The sequence below is a fragment of the Bacillus sp. FSL K6-0042 genome, assembly GCF_038006685.1.
Taxonomy (GTDB): domain Bacteria; phylum Bacillota; class Bacilli; order Bacillales; family Bacillaceae_G; genus Bacillus_A; species Bacillus_A pseudomycoides.
The window spans coordinates 4,946,354-4,961,706 of record NZ_JBBOVS010000001.1; the positions used below are offsets into that span (position 1 = coordinate 4,946,354).

The window sequence follows — 15,353 nt, forward strand, 5'->3', positions numbered from 1 at the left end:
CCTACTAGCGGACAGATGCATATAAGGTTCTAACGAACCGAAATTGCTTCATTCTTGTGAAGGTGGGGACACAGTACCGACGAAGCATGTAACGAATGTGGAGGGATAGTCCCTAGTCTTGTTCTTTGAAAACTAAATTAACTAGATGTAACTCACAGGATCGAGTAAGATGATGGGACTTTTCGTAAGAAAGGGGAATTAATACATCGGTGAGTACAACATTACGACATGCAGAATATTACGACATGCAAAAAGTGTTTGATGATTTATATCAACGTAGCGAAAACAATGCTACTAAAGGTGTGAATTTATATAAGCACATAGTATCAAAAGAAAATATTCTACTAGCATATAGAAATATAAAGACTAACACCGGTTCTAAAACCGAAGGAACAGATGGTATTACAATCGACCACTATAAAATGAAAGATGTAGATTCTTTTGTTGATAACATAAGAAAAGCTCTTGTAGACTACAAACCTAACACGGTACGTAGGGTAGAAATACCTAAACCAAATGGAAAGAAACGCCCATTAGGAATACCTACTATGAGAGATAGATTGATACAACAAATGTTCAAACAGGTTCTAGAACCAATATGTGAGGCAAAATTCTACAAGCATTCATATGGATTTAGACCTAACAGGTCAACACACCATGCAATGGCTAGGTGTCAATTTTTGATAAATAGAGGGGGATATAGTCACGTAGTAGATATTGATATACAAGGTTTCTTTGATAACGTAAACCATTCCAAATTATTAAAACAACTATACAACATAGGTATAACTGATAAAAGGGTACTGACAATCATCTCGAAAATGTTAAAAGCACCAATCAAAGGAGAAGGTATTCCCACAAAAGGAACTCCGCAAGGAGGAATCCTAAGTCCATTACTTAGTAATGTTGTACTAAACGATTTAGATTGGTGGATATCTAGTCAGTGGGAGAATATCAAAACAAGAAAACCACATACAGTACAAACTAAAAACTACCGTTTATCAAAAGCAAAACTGAAAAGAATGTATATAGTTAGGTATGCAGATGATTTCAAGATATTTACCAACAACCATCAATCTGCAACAAAAATATTCCATGCAGTGGAAGGGTATCTCAAAAATCAATTAAACCTTGATGTATCTAAGGGAAAATCAACTATAACTAATCTGAAAAGAAAATCTTCGGATTTTCTGGGATTCTCTATCAAAGCTGTTAAAAAGCGCAAAAGATATGTGGCAAACACACATGTAAGCGAGAAAAAGAAAAAGGACATCCTTGAAAAAGCAAAAACAAGGATTAAAGCAATTCAAAAGAGTCCATCAGGAAAAACGGTACAGGATTATAATTCTTACGTGCTTGGTATAAAAAACTACTACAGAATTGCAACACAGGTGAATATAGACTTTGCTGAAATAGCCTTTCGTCTCTCGAAAATATTGTTTAATCGTCTAAAATCAATAGGAAAATATAAAATTCCTACCAATGCTAATACATTATACAAAAAATTACACAAGAACAATTTTAGAACCTTTGAAATAGCAGGTAATCATGTATATCCACTAGCAGACATACAAACACGATTCCCTCAAAGTTTTAGTCAAGATATATGTAATTACACTAGAAAAGGAAGACAGAAACTCATCAAAAGTTTAAAAGGCAACATTGCCAATGAAATGCAAAAAATGTTGTTATCCTCCACCATAGGGAAAAGCATGGAGTATACAGATAACAGAATGTCGAGATATTCCATGCAAAATGGAAAATGTGCTGTCATAGGAATCTTTTTGCTAGCTGATGAAGCACACTGTCATCACAAAGTACCGAAAGGTATGGGAGGAACTGACGAGTTCAATAACCTAATTATTGTATATGAATTTGTCCACAGACTGATTCATGCTACAAATGAAGAGACGATTAGAACGTATATGAGAATACTTCAATTGAACGATAAACAATTGAAGAAAATAAACAAACTCCGTAAAGCTTGTAATCTAGTTACTTTAGTATAAAAGAATAAGATGGGACGCTGTATGCGATGAAAGTCGCACGTACAGTGTTAAGCGGGGGAAAAGATAGAGATAACTTCAAAGTCTTACCTATCGCAACTAGTAGAAATGGGGAGTTGAAAAGTGAACCAAAAGGAGTACGTCGTTTATAAAGGTGAGTCATTGATATGTATCGGGACCATAAAGGAATGCGCTCAGCATATGGGCGTACTTCCTAAAACAGTTCACTTTTACATGACACCAGCTTATCAAAGCAGATTGGCAAAGAAGAAGAAAGCAAGAAATTACTTAACTGTTACGGAACTTGAGGAGGATTAATAATGAATGTTGTAAGTACACTTAAATTAACTAGAAAATATGCGAAATGTCCTGAATGCGGTAACGATAAGGTCGGAAATGGTGAAGGCACTTTAGAAATAAATGATGATACATTCAAGCGAACTTGTAAATATGGATGGAGTATTGAAATAAAGGAAAACTAAACAAAAACGCTATTTTATAGAATAAGAGAATTATTGGGGGATTAGAAAAGAGAAACCCCTTGACGGCTTCGTCAAAGGATTTCTTTTTTAGAGAAGTGTATGACTATCAAGGTGTGGTAAATGTGATAGTTCCTGATGAATCAGAGGAACGTATAGAGTCCACTTTTTTTACATACAGCATATAAGTTCCTACAGGAGCTGGCTTATTAGTTGTAAAAGTAAATGAACCAGTACCTTTAAATGTACCAGAACCGAAGATAGTCGAAGAACCATCTGGTTCCATTTTTAAGAAGGCGTACGTTATTCTTTTACCATCAACTGTTTTTTGATCAACATTAAAAGTGATATGTCCTGCATTATTCACATAGATGTAACCGAATTGTCTAGGATCAGATAAACTTGAGAAACTATAAGAATATTGTTCTGAGAGTAATGACGTTTGTACTAGTGGTTTAATTTCTAAGGGGTTATGCACTTGTTGAGGCGACGTGGCATGTGCGAAGTTTCCAGGCAATAAAATTCCGATAGCTAATGTTCCGATAGCTAATTTTTTTAACATACATACATCTCCTATTCTATATTGGTTATCTATCAATCAAGTGTTATAACCTAATTGATATACTAGATAATACCAATTAAGAAATAGAAATAGTGTCATATTTTGTAAGTTGATGAAAATTTTTCGGAAATATGACGAAAATACGAACAAAAATTTCATTTTGTAGAAAAGGGGAATGGATATGGATCCAAATACAAAAGTGCGTTTCACATTAAGTATTGGTTATGTTGGTGCAAAGCATGATGAAACATTCACATTAAATGAATTAGGGTATTATCCAGAAACAGATAAAGATGTAGAAGATTTCCTAGAGCAAAAGTGGAAAGAATGGTCAGCAAATTATATTGATGGCGGCTGGAGCTTTGAAGAAGATTAACGAAAGAGCAGCTAGCAAAAGCTAACTGCTCGGGTTGTGGAATAGGTTAAGAAATGGGTTGTCTACAGTATTGACGGAATATTGAGTTTTATTCAGTCTTGTCTTTAAATTGCGTTTTAGCTTAACGCATATCCTACAATCAAAGTAAGTGTTAGAAATACAGATAATGAAAATGTTAGTAGGACTGTTACTATGCTTCTAAGCATCGCTACCCAATTATTTATCTTAGAGAAGTCAATCATGCCAGCAAAAAAAGTTCCTATTGTTAAAACTAGTAAAATGAATAAAGGGTGAATGTGTAGTGAATCCGTAAAAAATTTGAATATTTCAGATGGGATTTCAAAATATAAACGGAATAAACCAATACAAATCAAGGAACAAATAAAGGACCATAGATTGATGTTATGTTTCATAGCTTTCTCCTATGTTATCAAAATGTTTTTATTTAATTTTAATGGAAAATAAAAGAAAAAGATAGCGGTTATAAATTGGAATAAAGTTCTTAACAAAATAATCCTTTTAATAGAAAGTGAGGTTAGAGGAATGACAAGTTTAAAGAAGAGAAAAATAAAGAAAGCTATTGCTCGTCGTGCAAAAGTGGTGGATAAATATCAAGTTGATAATGCTTGGAGAAATATTTTTGTACAAGCTAGTATTTTAAAGTGAATGAAAAAAGAATATAGTCCGGCTAGAAAACTAGAGGACACCAATTCATAAAAACGGCAATTATAGCTGTTTTGAGAATATGGTGTCCTTTTTATTTTGAAAAGGGAGATGGGGAGAATGAAAGCACTAAGAGATCAATTACGTGAATGGAAAAAGCAATCAAAACAAGGGAAAAAGAAAAATAAGAAAAAACAAAAAGAAAAGTTAAGCACACGTGATATTGAGGATTTAATGGGGATTCGTGGACCACGATATGAGCGTAGACGTGGAGCATTAAGACAAAAGTAATTAATAAATAAAAGGAGTGGTCTTACATGACTAAACAATTATCTTTCTTACCAAAAATCGATAGAACAGCAACACAAGAGAAATTAGAAGGTGTTCTTGAAAGTGTACGTATATATAGGCAGTTTGGAATGATTCGTAAAGAAATGAAAGTCACTCCTTCTTATGAAGTTAGATATCATGGACCTACACACGATGTTGGAAAACCGTTAGAAGATGTTGCGATAGCAAATGTACAGCAAAGTGAAAGAGAAGAATGGCTTGAAAAGATGTCATTTCGTATTGATCAAGCATTAAACCGCTTTGGAAATGGATTAGCCGGAAGGAATCAAAGAGACATCATTATTAAGCGCTATTTAGAAGATGAAGATATCTGTGATTATATGGTGTATAACGAACTGGGGATGAGTGAACGAACTTATCGACGTGTTAAAGCTAGAGCATTTTATAAGCTTGCTTTTGCTCTTAGACTCGAAGTTTACGAGAAAGAAGAAGCAGGAGGAAATGAATAATGAATTTTGTTCAGCCAATACGTGATCCAGAGCAAATACAACAATTAAAAGATTACTTTAAGGAAAAGAGCGAGCGCAATTATATTCTGTTCATTATGGGCATTAATACAGGATTAAGAATTAGTGACATACTAAAGTTAAAGGTTGGTGATGTAAAAGGAAGTCATATATCTATGCGTGAAAAGAAAACAGGCAAACAAAAGAGAATACAAATTACATCATCACTAAAAAGAGAACTAAAATGGTTCAATGAAGAAAGAGAAGATGATGAATATCTATTACGAAACAGGCAAGGGAAGAACTGTCCAATCGGTCGCAGCATGGCATATAAGATATTAAGCGGAGCGGCAGCGGAATTTGGATTAGATGAGATTGGTACACATACTTTAAGAAAGACATATGGCTATCATATGTACATGCAAACAAAGAACATCGCATTACTTATGGAGATATTCAATCACTCATCTGAGAAGGTCACGCTACGTTATATAGGTGTAAACCAAGATGCAATGGACAAAGCGATGACTAGGTTTAAAATCTAATCATTGTTTTTTCTTTTGTTTTTATATAGTTGCCCATAAATTTCGTACTGTGTAACTCAAAAAAGAAAGTCTTATAAATTCATTGGTATCAAGGGATTTGGCGATTGGCTCAGTTACACACAATATAAGATATGGGTAAGTCATAAGGCAAAACAAAAAATGCTAAGACATTTTTTTATAAATTAATATCTTCTTATTGAAGTGAATCTAGTCGGTGCTTTTAATAAGAGTATTTCCTATATTTTTATGGGTGTCTCTCAAAGTGTATAATTTTGGTTATTTATTATGAAATTCAGTATACAATTATATTTTTATATAGTATGATTTAACGATATTAAATTTATTAGGGAGGAAATAGATTATTATGAAAAAATTTGTAAAAGCAATGATATTATGTTTTGTTATTTTTGTTATTTATCCTACTACAAATGCTTTTGCAGCTAATACATATGTAGCTGGAACTGATGGAGAATGGAAGGAACTAGAAACAGTAGGGACGTGCCCTTCTAAAATATGGGTTTTTAACTTATATGCCGATAATGGAAACTCAATATATAATGGTTGGGTGAAATCTGAACAAGATTGGTATTATATTTCTAGACGTATTATGGTTGATCCAGGCAATAAATGCATTAATTCTACTACAAATGGATGGATAGTGATAGACCGTGGTTCTGCAGGAGCAAGATGGTATTTATTTGCTCCAGGAGGAAAATTAGTTCAAAAGTCAGGTTGGGAACAAAACGCACAAGGAAAATGGATGTATTTTATTCCAGGAGATTATGGACTTGCAACAAATGAATCATTAGTAATTAACGGGACAAAATACTATTTTGATAGCAACGGTTATATGAAATAATAGTGAAAAAGAAGAATACTTGAAGGAGTATTCTTCTTTTTTATTTTCGACAATGTCAGATATGGGTAAGAGAAGCGACGGTATAAAAAAGAAGCGTTGTTCGTTAAATGGACGTACCGCTCTATTACCATCAAGTTAAGAAATTCATTGAATAGTATCCGTTTTTATATAATTATTATTGATTTTGAAAAAATAAAAAATCGCCTGATTAAAGGCGATTCATAGTTTATTCATTTTGCATTTTTTTGATGAATAAGTATCTTTTTAAGTTAAATGCAATGTTCTACATTAACGTCTTTCTGGTTCTTTTTCTTTTCTTCTAAGACCGAATAAACCTACTAGTCCTAATAAACCAAGCCATGCCCAATTATTATTTTTACGATTATTATTCAAATCATTTGTTGTATTCACATTTCGAGTTCTAGTATCATAATTAACTCTATTCATGTTATTGTCATTAACTCGAGTTGTAATATTATTATTGTTAACTCTATCCGTATTATATCCATCGTATTCAGCATGGATGCTTGTACCAAAAAGCATAATAGTTAGTAATAGGGCACCTAAAATAGATGACAATTTTTTCTTCATGGTTTTCCCTCCTTTCATATTTAGTAATGTCTCCAGTTCCTTTAGACAATATTCGGTTGAAAATATATAAAACCATTTGAATTGAAATTATGATAAACATCTTTAACTTTTATTATTAAAAGTACTGATAATAATGGGTCAAGTTAATTGCTATATATTTATAAGAATAAATTTTTTATAACAGTATATCCTATGAGAGGTAATTACTATATTTGGGTAAGGTGTTCCTTATGAGTTATAAGAACTTATTTTCTTTAATCCAGAAAATGGTTGGGAAAATTTTTTCTATAGTAAGCATTGTTGGTAAGAGTTTAATTTCTTTAAGGAGGAATATTTTAATGGGTGTTTTAAGTGGAAATCCACAAAATGAACCAATGCACTACGGAGAAGTCTTTGGGATTTGGAGTTATCTTGCAGCGGCACAAGGTGCAATTGCTGGATATCAAGTTCTTATTAACCACACAGGAGACGAGGATTTGAAGAAATTTTTAGAAAATCTTGTGGAAAATGATATCCAATCAGAAGTTGAAGAATTAAAAAATTTATTAAAATTAAATGGTGTTGCATTACCACCAGCACCTCCAGAAAGACCTGTTGCATCTATTGAAACGATTCCTCCTGGTGCTCGTATTAATGATGCAGAAATTGCAGCAACGGTTTCTGCAGGTCTTGCTGCTGGGTTAGTAGCATGTAGCCAAGCTATGGGACAATCACTCCGAGAAGATGTAGGAATGATGTTTGGTCAATTCCATATGAAAAAAGCACAAGCTGGAGCTATATTACTTCGCTTGAATAAGAAAAAAGGTTGGATTATTCCGCCACCATTACATGTTCAACAATCAGAACAAGCATAATACCTTAATCGAAATCCAATTTATTCTTTATGGTTGTTGCAATGAGCTTGTCTAGGGAAATAAGGATTATTGGCAAATTAAAATAAGTGGCAGAGTCGTGACCGCTTTTTGGCAGTAAATGTGCCGGTTGTTTTGGAATTAGCGTGTTATATTTGTATTGTGAGTAGTAGCGGAAAACATTGCTCGCAAGATTCCTGATAATTGAAAATGGATCGTCATGACCGATGGCGATGGTTGCAGATTGGATGAATAGTTGTTTCTTGATTTCACATTCAATTGCAATTTACGTTGTGTAAACGGAGAAGGGCTTTTGCTCTTCTTCCAGTTACTTAACAATGTTATAGAAGATTAGCGCGGCAGCATTAGGTGATTGGAAGAAGAATAAAACTTCATTTACCGTAATTGAAGTTACAAATTAATAATTGATAACAAAGCATCCATTCGGGTGCTTTTTCTTACGATTAGTCAACCTGTATTTATAGATTTTTGATGGATTGAGTATCAAAAATCTATATCACACATGTATCCACGTATAACGCATACTAAATACCCCTAATATGGATTCGTTTTTTTACTAGGGGGAGATATGATGAATGAAACTATGATGTTAGGCCGTTAACCGATAATCATAGTGTATATCGTGTGTAATAAGATGAAAGAGAAGCTTCAGTAACTTATTTACACACGCAATGGACGCAACTTTATGACATTTGTTATATGGTTGCGTTTTTAATTTATCGTAGTACTCTATAATGTGATTTCGCCCGTAACGTCGTTGTTTAATCATGTTTTGGATAATCAGGAAAAGTAGTTTTCGTAAATGTTTATTTCCACGTTTATTAATTTTATCTTTATAAAAAGTTTTACCTGATTGAAAGCGACGTATATCAATACCGGCATACGCATTCAATTGCTTGTTATTCGCAAAACGAGTAATATCTCCTATTTCAGCCATTAAGCGTACAGCCGTATTTGGCCCAATTCCAGGAAGGCTCAAAATGATACTATATTCTGCACGTTGTTCGGCTAGATGTACCATATTGTTAATGCAACGTTCCTTTTGATGAAGAAGTTCTTGATAACGTCTTGCGTATACTTTGAGTTGGTCACACAGGACATCATTTTGAGAAACGGCTGGATAGGAATTTTTCGCTATTTCAAGTATTTGAATTGCCTTTTTCTCTGCCATAATAGTTGATATTTTTTTATTGGTAAATGAAACTATGTACTTCTGTTTTTGCAACGCTACTTATTTTATTTTCGTTTGTTACGGGTGCATTTGCTGATAGGGTTTTACTTATTCCAGATTTACCGAAACAACCATATCGCTATGGTGTAGGTGCTTATGAAGGCGTTGTTGCGCACAGTACAGCAACTCCAGAAGCTCCAGCTATTAATATTCAAAAGTATGAGTCTCGTACTTGGCGTTCGGCTTTCGTACATTATGCAGTAGATTGGAATGAAACAATTCAAATTGCTGATACAAAGTATATCGCTTATGGGGCTGGTTCAGGTGCTAATAAGCGTTTTGTACATGTTGAACTTTGCGAAACTGCAGACTATGGAAAATTTAAACGCTCATATGAAAAGTACGTTAAATTATTAGCTGAAATCTTAAAAGATAACAATCTATCTGTAGAAAAAGGATTGTGGACACACTATGATGTTACAAAGTATCTTGGCGGTACAGATCATGAAGATCCACTTGATTATTTACGCAGTCACGGTGTATTAGAAGCGCAATTCCGTGCGGATGTTCAACGTGCGTATAATAACGGTGACGTTTCTGTTCCGAAACAACCATCTAAACCAGGCGAACCAGTAGCGAATATGGAAGGCATTGCATATATTGAAGGTTACAATGTAAATCTTCGCAAGGGACCAGGTGCAAGTTACTCTGTTATTCGTCAGTTAAATAAACCAGAATCCTATAAAGTATGGGGTGAAAAAGATGGATGGCTAAATCTTGGGGGAAATCAGTGGGTATATAACAATCCTTCTTACATCAAGTTTGAGAAGAAAGAGCCAGTTAATCCGATTGCAGGAAAGCGTATTGTGTCTAAAGTAGACAATCTGCGATTCTATGATTCTGCTTCTTGGCAAAATAAAGATGTTGCTGGTACTTTAGATGCAGGATTAGGATTTACTATCCTAGATAAAGTATCTGTGAATGGTTTACCACAATATAAGGCGAAAAACAGTAGAGGTAATATATTCTATATCACAGCAAGTTCAACTTATGTATATGTGAAGTAATGAGTAATGGAAAAGAAGAATTTGATAGATTTATCGAATCCTTCTTTTTTTAGCTGATTTAGACTTAGTTAAAACGTTCCAGCAGTACGTTCTGTTAAATACTTGGTATCTAAATAACCAAGGTCTTGAACATGTTGATGCAAGTTCTGAAGTAAACACTCATCTTTACATAAAATACTGATATCAAAACCATCAACTATACTTAATAAAAATTCGCAATCAGTATTAATAAAGTTTGATGCTGTTCTTATCCATGTTGGACTGTGCTTTTTCATATCAGGAAAAGCACACATTGTTAAGAAAATTAAATAATAACCTTTGTTTAGCAGTGTTTCTTCCAACTCTTGTCCAGTGATAAAACGTTCATTATCAAACAACATCTTATTTGTAAAGTTACCGCGTTTATCTTTAATGTATATTTCAGCATCATCTATTTGCCACATGAAATTGTTAGAATTAAAAGGTTCTAGTAATTTCAATATGGACAAATTGAAATTGTTATTTTCTGGGACATGGAAATGTATGCCTATATTCATTGTATGCTAGTCTCCCCTTATTTTTATTATCTAAAGAAAGTGCCGGCTCTTAATTGAGTCGGCTTTTTTACTATGTATTAAACTTTAGCATTCATAAGTAACTCTTTTAATTCTTCTGTAGATAATTTGCTTTCTAACGCTTTACTTAAGTCAAGTATAGAAGTTTTATAATTTACTACGACTTGTAAACTATCAGTCTTCTTTTTTTCTGCATTGTCTTTAGAACAACCTACCTCACTAATTAACATAACTGGCAATGCAACTGCTAATAGTTTACGTTTCATTGTTATACCCCTTATTTTGTCTCTTTCAACTTTTTATCTACTTCAAATATTAGTTTAGACGCTTTATCCATTGACTCCCCACCTTGTTGAACTACACTTCCGTCTCTCATAGTTAATCCGTTTCTTATTGAACTTACGCCTTCCCTTAGTGCATACGTAACTTCTTTTACAGTATTTTGTACGTCTAGATATTTATCTCCAGGGTCTAACGCAACTAACTTTTCTGCTGTCTCGTATATAGCATGTGACTTCTCTCTAAATTCTGTGTCTTTTTCTTCTATTGGTTTAGTACTATTCAAGATTTCGTTTAACTCCAGTGATTCCTTCGTAATATCTTTCATTAAAGAGTTTAATTTTGACTTATATTCTTTCTCTGCTTTAACCTTCGATACGTCTTGACTCTTCTCTTCTGATACTTGTAAGTTATCAGTCTTTTTCTCTTCTACGCTGTCTTTGTTACAACCTACCCCTGCTAATAACATGATTGGAAGTGCTAAACCTACTAGTTTCTTTGCTTTCATGATTGAATACCCCTCTTGTATTGTATTGTATTGTTTATATGTAATACAGGTTACTTTTGATAAGTAACCCATTACTAACTATTACTTACGTTTTACTTGGTGCATCTTGCTACCATCGTCGCCTACCATTTTGAATATACCATCTCTAAAGTACTCCATCGTATAGGACATAGATTGTTTCATTTCACCAGGTTTCGCCTTTTTTCCGTCTTTTACATACTCGTCTATTGTTAATGTCATTTCTTTCTTGTCTCCATTGTAAGACCATTTCCCATCCATATGTGAGTTCTCATAAGGTGTGTTGTCTTCATCATCAAATATGGTGTATGTACCATCTTGACGGAACTCTGATCCTTTGGTGAACTTGTCACCAACATAACTACCCCATTCACCAATTATTTCTTTACCGTCTTTTGATAAAGTGATAGGGTCATACGATTGATTCTGTCTTGCGGTATGGTCTACAGCTTTCTCAATTGGTTGCATACCTTCTTCTAAGTAGTTATTGCCTTTATACATTAATTCTTTTAATTGTTCCGTCTTCTTCTTTGTTACAGAACCACTTTTTGCTAGACTTATTTGTGTGTCAAACGCTTCTTTATAACAGTCTATTGCTTTTATAACAGTCTTGTGTGCTTCTTCAAACTCTTTAGGTGGGTCTATTTTATAAAACTTAGCAAATATTTCTTGTACCTCATCTGCACTTTTTAGAATCTCTTTGTTTAACTCTTTTACATCGTTGTCTTTTCTTTTCGTTAACTCAGTAATATCAGACATCTTTGTCTTTAACTCATAATCTAAGTTTGACATACGTGCAGGGTAAGCCTCTTTTGATACCTTTTCTTTTTCTTCTGCTTTTACTTCTACTTTAGAGTCTGCTTTCTTCTCTGCTTTGTCTGTTCCGCAACCACCTAATAACATGATTGGAAGTGCTAACGTTACAAGTTTCTTTGCTTTCATATTTCTATTACCCCTTATTAGTTGAATGATTGTATGTATAATTACAAGTTACTCTATTACTTTGTATGTTCTTCCATTTTCTTATCAAGTGCTTTGGCGTAGGCATCTTTGGTTTCCTGATTTAACTTATAAATTGCTTCTCTCCACTGTTCTCCATCTACACCTGACATATGTGGAGAACTTTTTAATACAGCTTCTTGAATCTTCAGTCCATCGTCTTTATCAGCGTCTTTTATTAACTTTGTTCCTTTTCTTGCATCTGTTATCCCTTCTTGTACGAGTTTATGAATGTCTTTGTATTTATCAGGTACTATTATGTTCTCCATACGGTCTAAGGCTTCATCCATATCGTTTGCTGTTTTAAATACATCTTTATATTTCTTATTATCTTTTGAAGCTTCTCCTAGTTTTAACAATATTTCATCCTTCTTGAATTGAAAATCTACCAGTTGCTCACAAATATAATACGGATACTGTTTTTCAGATATTACTGTTTTCGACATTGCTTTACTAGTCTTCTCAGTCTTAGGGGTAGAATCTTTATCTCCTACCCCACAACCTACTAATAATAGAATAGGTATTGCTAATGATACGAGTTTCGTTCCTTTCATTATGTATCCTCCTTTTAGAAAGTATTGTAATTAATTAACATATTGTACCATAACATGAATTATATAAATAAGATATGAAGATTTCCCATCCTTAAGAGAAATTTTGAGTGTTTTAACAATATGAAAAAATGTATTACGGTTGTAGAAAATCCCGCCCCATATGCTTTTTAAAAAAATTCCCTTATTGGTTCCTCAGCGTTTGGGAGCTTTTTTATAATCCCATAAACTCTTTATCGAAGTAGAACTTGTCCATTAAGTTATTTACAATCCCATTGAAATAAGCAAATTTACCATACTTCATTTTTATTCCAGACTTCACTTTCATAACAAACTCTTTAATAGCTTTTAAGCCAATAGTAAGCTCCTGGTCTTTAGTAAATGCTTTATCACCTGTTGTGTAATTAACAACTCTATTACACTGTCTTACAACCTTCCACAGTTCTTGAATTGTTTTTGATTCAGAATAAAAAGAGCTAGTTAAAGAAACGAAACGTTCTGGAACCCAGTGAGCAACAAAATCAGCTTGTTTAATATTCTCTTCAGTAGTATTACTATTCTCATTACTATTACGTTTGTTTATATCTTTTATATTTTGTTTTAAGGAAACAGGGGGTGTTTTAATGGTAGGACACTTTGTAGGACTTTTAGTAGGTTCCTTGTCGGACACTTCTTCCACAATAGGTCGAATTACTATAGCATTAGCAGTTTGCATCATATCAGAATTACTTTTCATAGATACCTGGCGGATCATGCCGAGGTCCACAAGTTTCTTCATTAATATTTGTCTCCTTTGTGGAAACAAAAAAGCAACATAATGCCAAATTTAAGCAAACTTTTGCTAGGTGTTTTTTACCCACAATTCGCCCACATATCTTTCTTGTCATATCAAAGTTTATCCGTAATAAGAAAATAGAGAAGAAAAACCCGCAAAAGCAGGCTATGTTTTGTCGGCCGTTTAATGACCATATTTTGACCATATTTATTTCAAAAGCAAACGAATATTATCGAGAGTCAATATACAAACAATTGTCGTTAAACATTGGTACTACAACATTTATGCATAGCTTAATAGATACAAATCTTTATTGATTTTTGTTCCGCACACAAGTTCACCAATGGGAACGCGACCAATATATGTCTCTTTACTAAGAGGCACAAACCCTTGACACATTGAAGTGAACCCCGAAAACGGGACGCATATCAAAACACCTAAACCATCTGTTCCCTATATTCTTTAGGGGATAGGTGGTTTAATTTTTCTTGAATTCGCACACAATTGTAGTAATGAATGTATTCTAGCACAATCTTTCGCACAGTTGTGTTGGATACTTTTGTTATCTTTTGTGAGTAGAAAGCTTCGCTTTTTAAATGACCAAAGAAGCTTTCCATGACGGCATTATCATGGCAATTTCCTCTCCGGGACATGCTGGTGATAATGCCTTTTTCTTTGGCATATGCTTGAAATTCCTTCGCAGTATAAATACTTCCTTGATCCGAGTGAAGGATGACATCTTTTACTTTTCGCCCTCTCATTGCTTGTTTTAATGTCTTCATCGCTAATGTTAAAGTTTGTGATTCACTGATGACATAACTAATAATTTCACGATTAAAGGCATCCATAATCGTTGATAAATACAATGTACGCTCTCCAAATAATAGGTAAGTCACATCCGTAAACCACTTTTCATTTGGGGCTGATGATTCGAATTGACGTTCCAATCGATGAGGAGCTACGACTGGTTCAGCACCATTGATATATTTCTTTTTCTTACGACGAACTTTTGAGAGTATATGATATTGTTTCATGATCCGTAATACTTTTTTATGATTGACACACAGCCCCGTTTTTCGAAGAGTGGCGGTCACTCTTCGATATCCATACCGTAATTTATGCCTAAGGCAGACCTTCTTTACTTTCTCTTCTATCTCGTCTTTAGGGCGTTCGGTTATCTGTAACCAACGATAAAATGTGGAACGTGGTAATTCTAATACTTTACACAGTTCTTGTACGGTTAATTTTGTTTTTAATTCATTCCATAGGGTAATAACGGTATGTGGTTTCAGCTCCTTTCGATTTCCAGATACTTTCCCCATACAAGTAATTTTGTTTTTAAATGTTTATTTTCTAATCGTAGCTGTTCCAATTCACTTAGCTCTTTTGGTCCTTTTCCATAAGAATATTGTTTTCCTACAGGTTGTTGAAAACGATACGTTTGATCTGTACGATACCATTTCATCCATGTCTTAATTTGGGAAACATTTTTAATTCCGAGTGTCTCCATAATGGTACGATTTGAATAACCATCCTTTTTCATCTCAATCACTTTCCACTTTATTTCTTCTGGGTAATGTACTCTTTCTTTCAAATGAAAAACACCTCCGTTGAATTTGCATACTTAGTATGCGAATTCAGGAGGTGTTTTTTTCATGTACCACTATTCGGGTTCACTTCA

General features: G+C 33.8%; 21 protein-coding genes and 2 pseudogenes. 12 read left to right on the top strand and 11 right to left on the bottom strand.

Translation table 11 applies throughout. The features are described 5' to 3' along the window. The first annotated feature begins 209 nt into the window (after positions 1-209). From ltrA to MHH45_RS25510, 4 genes are read left to right on the top strand one after another with little or no spacing between them, the layout of a single operon-like run. Complete coding sequence (gene ltrA / locus MHH45_RS25495) at positions 210-2,009, top strand: group II intron reverse transcriptase/maturase (protein ID WP_088094630.1); 1,800 nt, start codon at positions 210-212, stop codon at positions 2,007-2,009. Positions 2,010-2,035: 26 nt separating this feature from the next. Then, complete coding sequence (locus MHH45_RS25500; protein ID WP_016115814.1) at positions 2,036-2,158, top strand: hypothetical protein; 123 nt, start codon at positions 2,036-2,038, stop codon at positions 2,156-2,158. After that, a complete protein-coding gene (locus MHH45_RS25505) occupies positions 2,130-2,324 on the top strand; it encodes a hypothetical protein (protein ID WP_016133205.1) in 195 nt (64 codons plus the stop codon). Before MHH45_RS25500 ends, MHH45_RS25505 begins: the two co-directional genes overlap by 29 nt. A 2-nt stretch (positions 2,325-2,326) precedes the next feature. Then, entirely contained in the window at positions 2,327-2,488 is a 162-nt protein-coding gene (locus MHH45_RS25510; RefSeq protein WP_016115812.1) for a DUF3797 domain-containing protein, read from the top strand. A gap of 106 nt (positions 2,489-2,594) precedes the next feature. On the opposite strand, the gene MHH45_RS25515 is transcribed toward MHH45_RS25510, so the two are convergent. After that, complete coding sequence (locus tag MHH45_RS25515; protein ID WP_016115811.1) at positions 2,595-3,047, bottom strand: hypothetical protein; 453 nt, start codon at positions 3,045-3,047, stop codon at positions 2,595-2,597. Between the two features lie 181 nt (positions 3,048-3,228). Between MHH45_RS25515 and MHH45_RS25520 the strand changes: the two genes are divergently transcribed. Further along, positions 3,229-3,423: a DUF7167 family protein gene (locus MHH45_RS25520; protein WP_088094629.1), complete on the top strand. Its 195-nt coding sequence runs from the start codon at positions 3,229-3,231 to the stop codon at positions 3,421-3,423. A gap of 116 nt (positions 3,424-3,539) precedes the next feature. Here the strand turns inward: MHH45_RS25520 and MHH45_RS25525 are convergent, their stop codons facing one another. Then, positions 3,540-3,836: a hypothetical protein gene (locus MHH45_RS25525; protein ID WP_016131846.1), complete on the bottom strand. Its 297-nt coding sequence runs from the start codon at positions 3,834-3,836 to the stop codon at positions 3,540-3,542. Positions 3,837-3,966: 130 nt separating this feature from the next. Here MHH45_RS25525 and MHH45_RS25530 point away from each other — a divergent pair, with 130 nt between their 5' ends. The 5 genes from MHH45_RS25530 to MHH45_RS25550 all read left to right on the top strand — a co-directional run bounded on the left by MHH45_RS25530 (position 3,967) and on the right by MHH45_RS25550 (position 6,287). Beyond that, positions 3,967-4,089: a DUF3983 domain-containing protein gene (locus MHH45_RS25530; RefSeq protein ID WP_016115808.1), complete on the top strand. Its 123-nt coding sequence runs from the start codon at positions 3,967-3,969 to the stop codon at positions 4,087-4,089. 117 nt (positions 4,090-4,206) lie between these two features. Next, positions 4,207-4,377 (top strand): hypothetical protein, encoded by a 171-nt coding sequence (locus tag MHH45_RS25535; protein ID WP_016115807.1) that lies wholly within the window; start codon positions 4,207-4,209, stop codon positions 4,375-4,377. Positions 4,378-4,403: 26 nt separating this feature from the next. Further along, positions 4,404-4,886 carry an ArpU family phage packaging/lysis transcriptional regulator gene (locus MHH45_RS25540; RefSeq protein ID WP_016115806.1) on the top strand — a complete coding sequence of 161 codons (483 nt, stop codon included), beginning with the start codon at positions 4,404-4,406 and terminating at the stop codon, positions 4,884-4,886. Further along, entirely contained in the window at positions 4,886-5,428 is a 543-nt protein-coding gene (locus MHH45_RS25545; protein WP_016115805.1) for a site-specific integrase, read from the top strand. The genes MHH45_RS25540 and MHH45_RS25545 overlap by 1 nt, the downstream gene beginning before the upstream one ends. Before the next feature lie 364 nt (positions 5,429-5,792). Further along, complete coding sequence (locus tag MHH45_RS25550; RefSeq protein ID WP_016115804.1) at positions 5,793-6,287, top strand: hypothetical protein; 495 nt, start codon at positions 5,793-5,795, stop codon at positions 6,285-6,287. 288 nt (positions 6,288-6,575) lie between these two features. Here the strand turns inward: MHH45_RS25550 and MHH45_RS25555 are convergent, their stop codons facing one another. After that, a complete protein-coding gene (locus MHH45_RS25555) occupies positions 6,576-6,878 on the bottom strand; it encodes a WGxxGxxG family protein (RefSeq protein ID WP_016115803.1) in 303 nt (100 codons plus the stop codon). Between the two features lie 338 nt (positions 6,879-7,216). On the opposite strand from MHH45_RS25555, the gene MHH45_RS25560 reads away from it, so the two are divergent. Continuing rightward, positions 7,217-7,732, top strand: a complete 516-nt coding sequence (locus tag MHH45_RS25560; RefSeq protein ID WP_033671413.1) for a DUF3231 family protein — start codon at positions 7,217-7,219, stop codon at positions 7,730-7,732. A gap of 607 nt (positions 7,733-8,339) precedes the next feature. On the opposite strand, the pseudogene MHH45_RS25565 reads toward MHH45_RS25560, so the two are convergent. Further along, positions 8,340-8,945: pseudogene (locus MHH45_RS25565) on the bottom strand (transposase); the annotation flags it as partial. A gap of 2 nt (positions 8,946-8,947) precedes the next feature. Between MHH45_RS25565 and MHH45_RS25570 the strand changes: the two are divergent. Then, positions 8,948-9,988, top strand: a complete 1,041-nt coding sequence (locus tag MHH45_RS25570) for an N-acetylmuramoyl-L-alanine amidase (RefSeq protein WP_016115800.1) — start codon at positions 8,948-8,950, stop codon at positions 9,986-9,988. A gap of 68 nt (positions 9,989-10,056) precedes the next feature. Here the strand turns inward: MHH45_RS25570 and MHH45_RS25575 are convergent, their stop codons facing one another. The 7 genes and pseudogenes from MHH45_RS25575 to MHH45_RS25605 all read right to left on the bottom strand — a co-directional run bounded on the left by MHH45_RS25575 (position 10,057) and on the right by MHH45_RS25605 (position 15,266). Next, the gene (locus MHH45_RS25575; protein ID WP_016115799.1) at positions 10,057-10,524 is read right to left on the bottom strand and encodes a DUF2691 family protein; all 468 of its coding nucleotides are present in this window, start codon (positions 10,522-10,524) and stop codon (positions 10,057-10,059) included. A gap of 77 nt (positions 10,525-10,601) precedes the next feature. Next, positions 10,602-10,808 carry a hypothetical protein gene (locus MHH45_RS25580; RefSeq protein ID WP_016115798.1) on the bottom strand — a complete coding sequence of 69 codons (207 nt, stop codon included), beginning with the start codon at positions 10,806-10,808 and terminating at the stop codon, positions 10,602-10,604. An 11-nt stretch (positions 10,809-10,819) separates the two neighbouring features. Further along, positions 10,820-11,329: a DUF7018 domain-containing (lipo)protein gene (locus MHH45_RS25585; protein WP_016115797.1), complete on the bottom strand. Its 510-nt coding sequence runs from the start codon at positions 11,327-11,329 to the stop codon at positions 10,820-10,822. An 81-nt stretch (positions 11,330-11,410) separates the two neighbouring features. Further along, positions 11,411-12,289 (bottom strand): DUF7018 domain-containing (lipo)protein, encoded by an 879-nt coding sequence (locus MHH45_RS25590; RefSeq protein ID WP_088094725.1) that lies wholly within the window; start codon positions 12,287-12,289, stop codon positions 11,411-11,413. Between the two features lie 56 nt (positions 12,290-12,345). Continuing rightward, the gene (locus MHH45_RS25595) at positions 12,346-12,900 is read right to left on the bottom strand and encodes a hypothetical protein (protein WP_077295818.1); all 555 of its coding nucleotides are present in this window, start codon (positions 12,898-12,900) and stop codon (positions 12,346-12,348) included. Between the two features lie 211 nt (positions 12,901-13,111). Then, positions 13,112-13,684, bottom strand: a pseudogene (locus tag MHH45_RS25600) (helix-turn-helix domain-containing protein); the annotation flags it as partial. A 425-nt stretch (positions 13,685-14,109) separates the two neighbouring features. Continuing rightward, positions 14,110-15,266 (bottom strand): IS3 family transposase gene (locus MHH45_RS25605; protein ID WP_098116938.1). Its coding sequence is split into 2 segments (ribosomal slippage): positions 14,110-15,014 and positions 15,014-15,266, totalling 1,158 coding nucleotides; the frame shifts between segments, so codons are not numbered across the junction. Positions 15,267-15,353 lie beyond the last annotated feature (87 nt).

What these genes read in the sequence shown, in the direction of transcription:
- MHH45_RS25550 (WP_016115804.1), top strand. Translation starts at nt 5,793, where the DNA reads ATGAAAAAATTTGTAAAAGCAATGATATTATGTTTTGTTATTTTTGTT.
- MHH45_RS25510 (WP_016115812.1), top strand. Translation starts at nt 2,327, where the DNA reads ATGAATGTTGTAAGTACACTTAAATTAACTAGAAAATATGCGAAATGT.
- MHH45_RS25590 (WP_088094725.1), bottom strand. Translation starts at nt 12,289, where the DNA reads ATGAAAGCAAAGAAACTTGTAACGTTAGCACTTCCAATCATGTTATTA.
- MHH45_RS25595 (WP_077295818.1), bottom strand. Translation starts at nt 12,900, where the DNA reads ATGAAAGGAACGAAACTCGTATCATTAGCAATACCTATTCTATTATTA.
- MHH45_RS25560 (WP_033671413.1), top strand. Translation starts at nt 7,217, where the DNA reads ATGGGTGTTTTAAGTGGAAATCCACAAAATGAACCAATGCACTACGGA.
- MHH45_RS25520 (WP_088094629.1), top strand. Translation starts at nt 3,229, where the DNA reads ATGGATCCAAATACAAAAGTGCGTTTCACATTAAGTATTGGTTATGTT.
- MHH45_RS25575 (WP_016115799.1), bottom strand. Translation starts at nt 10,524, where the DNA reads ATGAATATAGGCATACATTTCCATGTCCCAGAAAATAACAATTTCAAT.
- MHH45_RS25580 (WP_016115798.1), bottom strand. Translation starts at nt 10,808, where the DNA reads ATGAAACGTAAACTATTAGCAGTTGCATTGCCAGTTATGTTAATTAGT.
- MHH45_RS25525 (WP_016131846.1), bottom strand. Translation starts at nt 3,836, where the DNA reads ATGAAACATAACATCAATCTATGGTCCTTTATTTGTTCCTTGATTTGT.
- MHH45_RS25545 (WP_016115805.1), top strand. Translation starts at nt 4,886, where the DNA reads ATGAATTTTGTTCAGCCAATACGTGATCCAGAGCAAATACAACAATTA.
- MHH45_RS25515 (WP_016115811.1), bottom strand. Translation starts at nt 3,047, where the DNA reads ATGTTAAAAAAATTAGCTATCGGAACATTAGCTATCGGAATTTTATTG.
- MHH45_RS25585 (WP_016115797.1), bottom strand. Translation starts at nt 11,329, where the DNA reads ATGAAAGCAAAGAAACTAGTAGGTTTAGCACTTCCAATCATGTTATTA.
- MHH45_RS25555 (WP_016115803.1), bottom strand. Translation starts at nt 6,878, where the DNA reads ATGAAGAAAAAATTGTCATCTATTTTAGGTGCCCTATTACTAACTATT.
- MHH45_RS25530 (WP_016115808.1), top strand. Translation starts at nt 3,967, where the DNA reads ATGACAAGTTTAAAGAAGAGAAAAATAAAGAAAGCTATTGCTCGTCGT.
- MHH45_RS25535 (WP_016115807.1), top strand. Translation starts at nt 4,207, where the DNA reads ATGAAAGCACTAAGAGATCAATTACGTGAATGGAAAAAGCAATCAAAA.
- MHH45_RS25500 (WP_016115814.1), top strand. Translation starts at nt 2,036, where the DNA reads ATGAAAGTCGCACGTACAGTGTTAAGCGGGGGAAAAGATAGAGATAAC.
- MHH45_RS25570 (WP_016115800.1), top strand. Translation starts at nt 8,948, where the DNA reads ATGAAACTATGTACTTCTGTTTTTGCAACGCTACTTATTTTATTTTCG.
- MHH45_RS25540 (WP_016115806.1), top strand. Translation starts at nt 4,404, where the DNA reads ATGACTAAACAATTATCTTTCTTACCAAAAATCGATAGAACAGCAACA.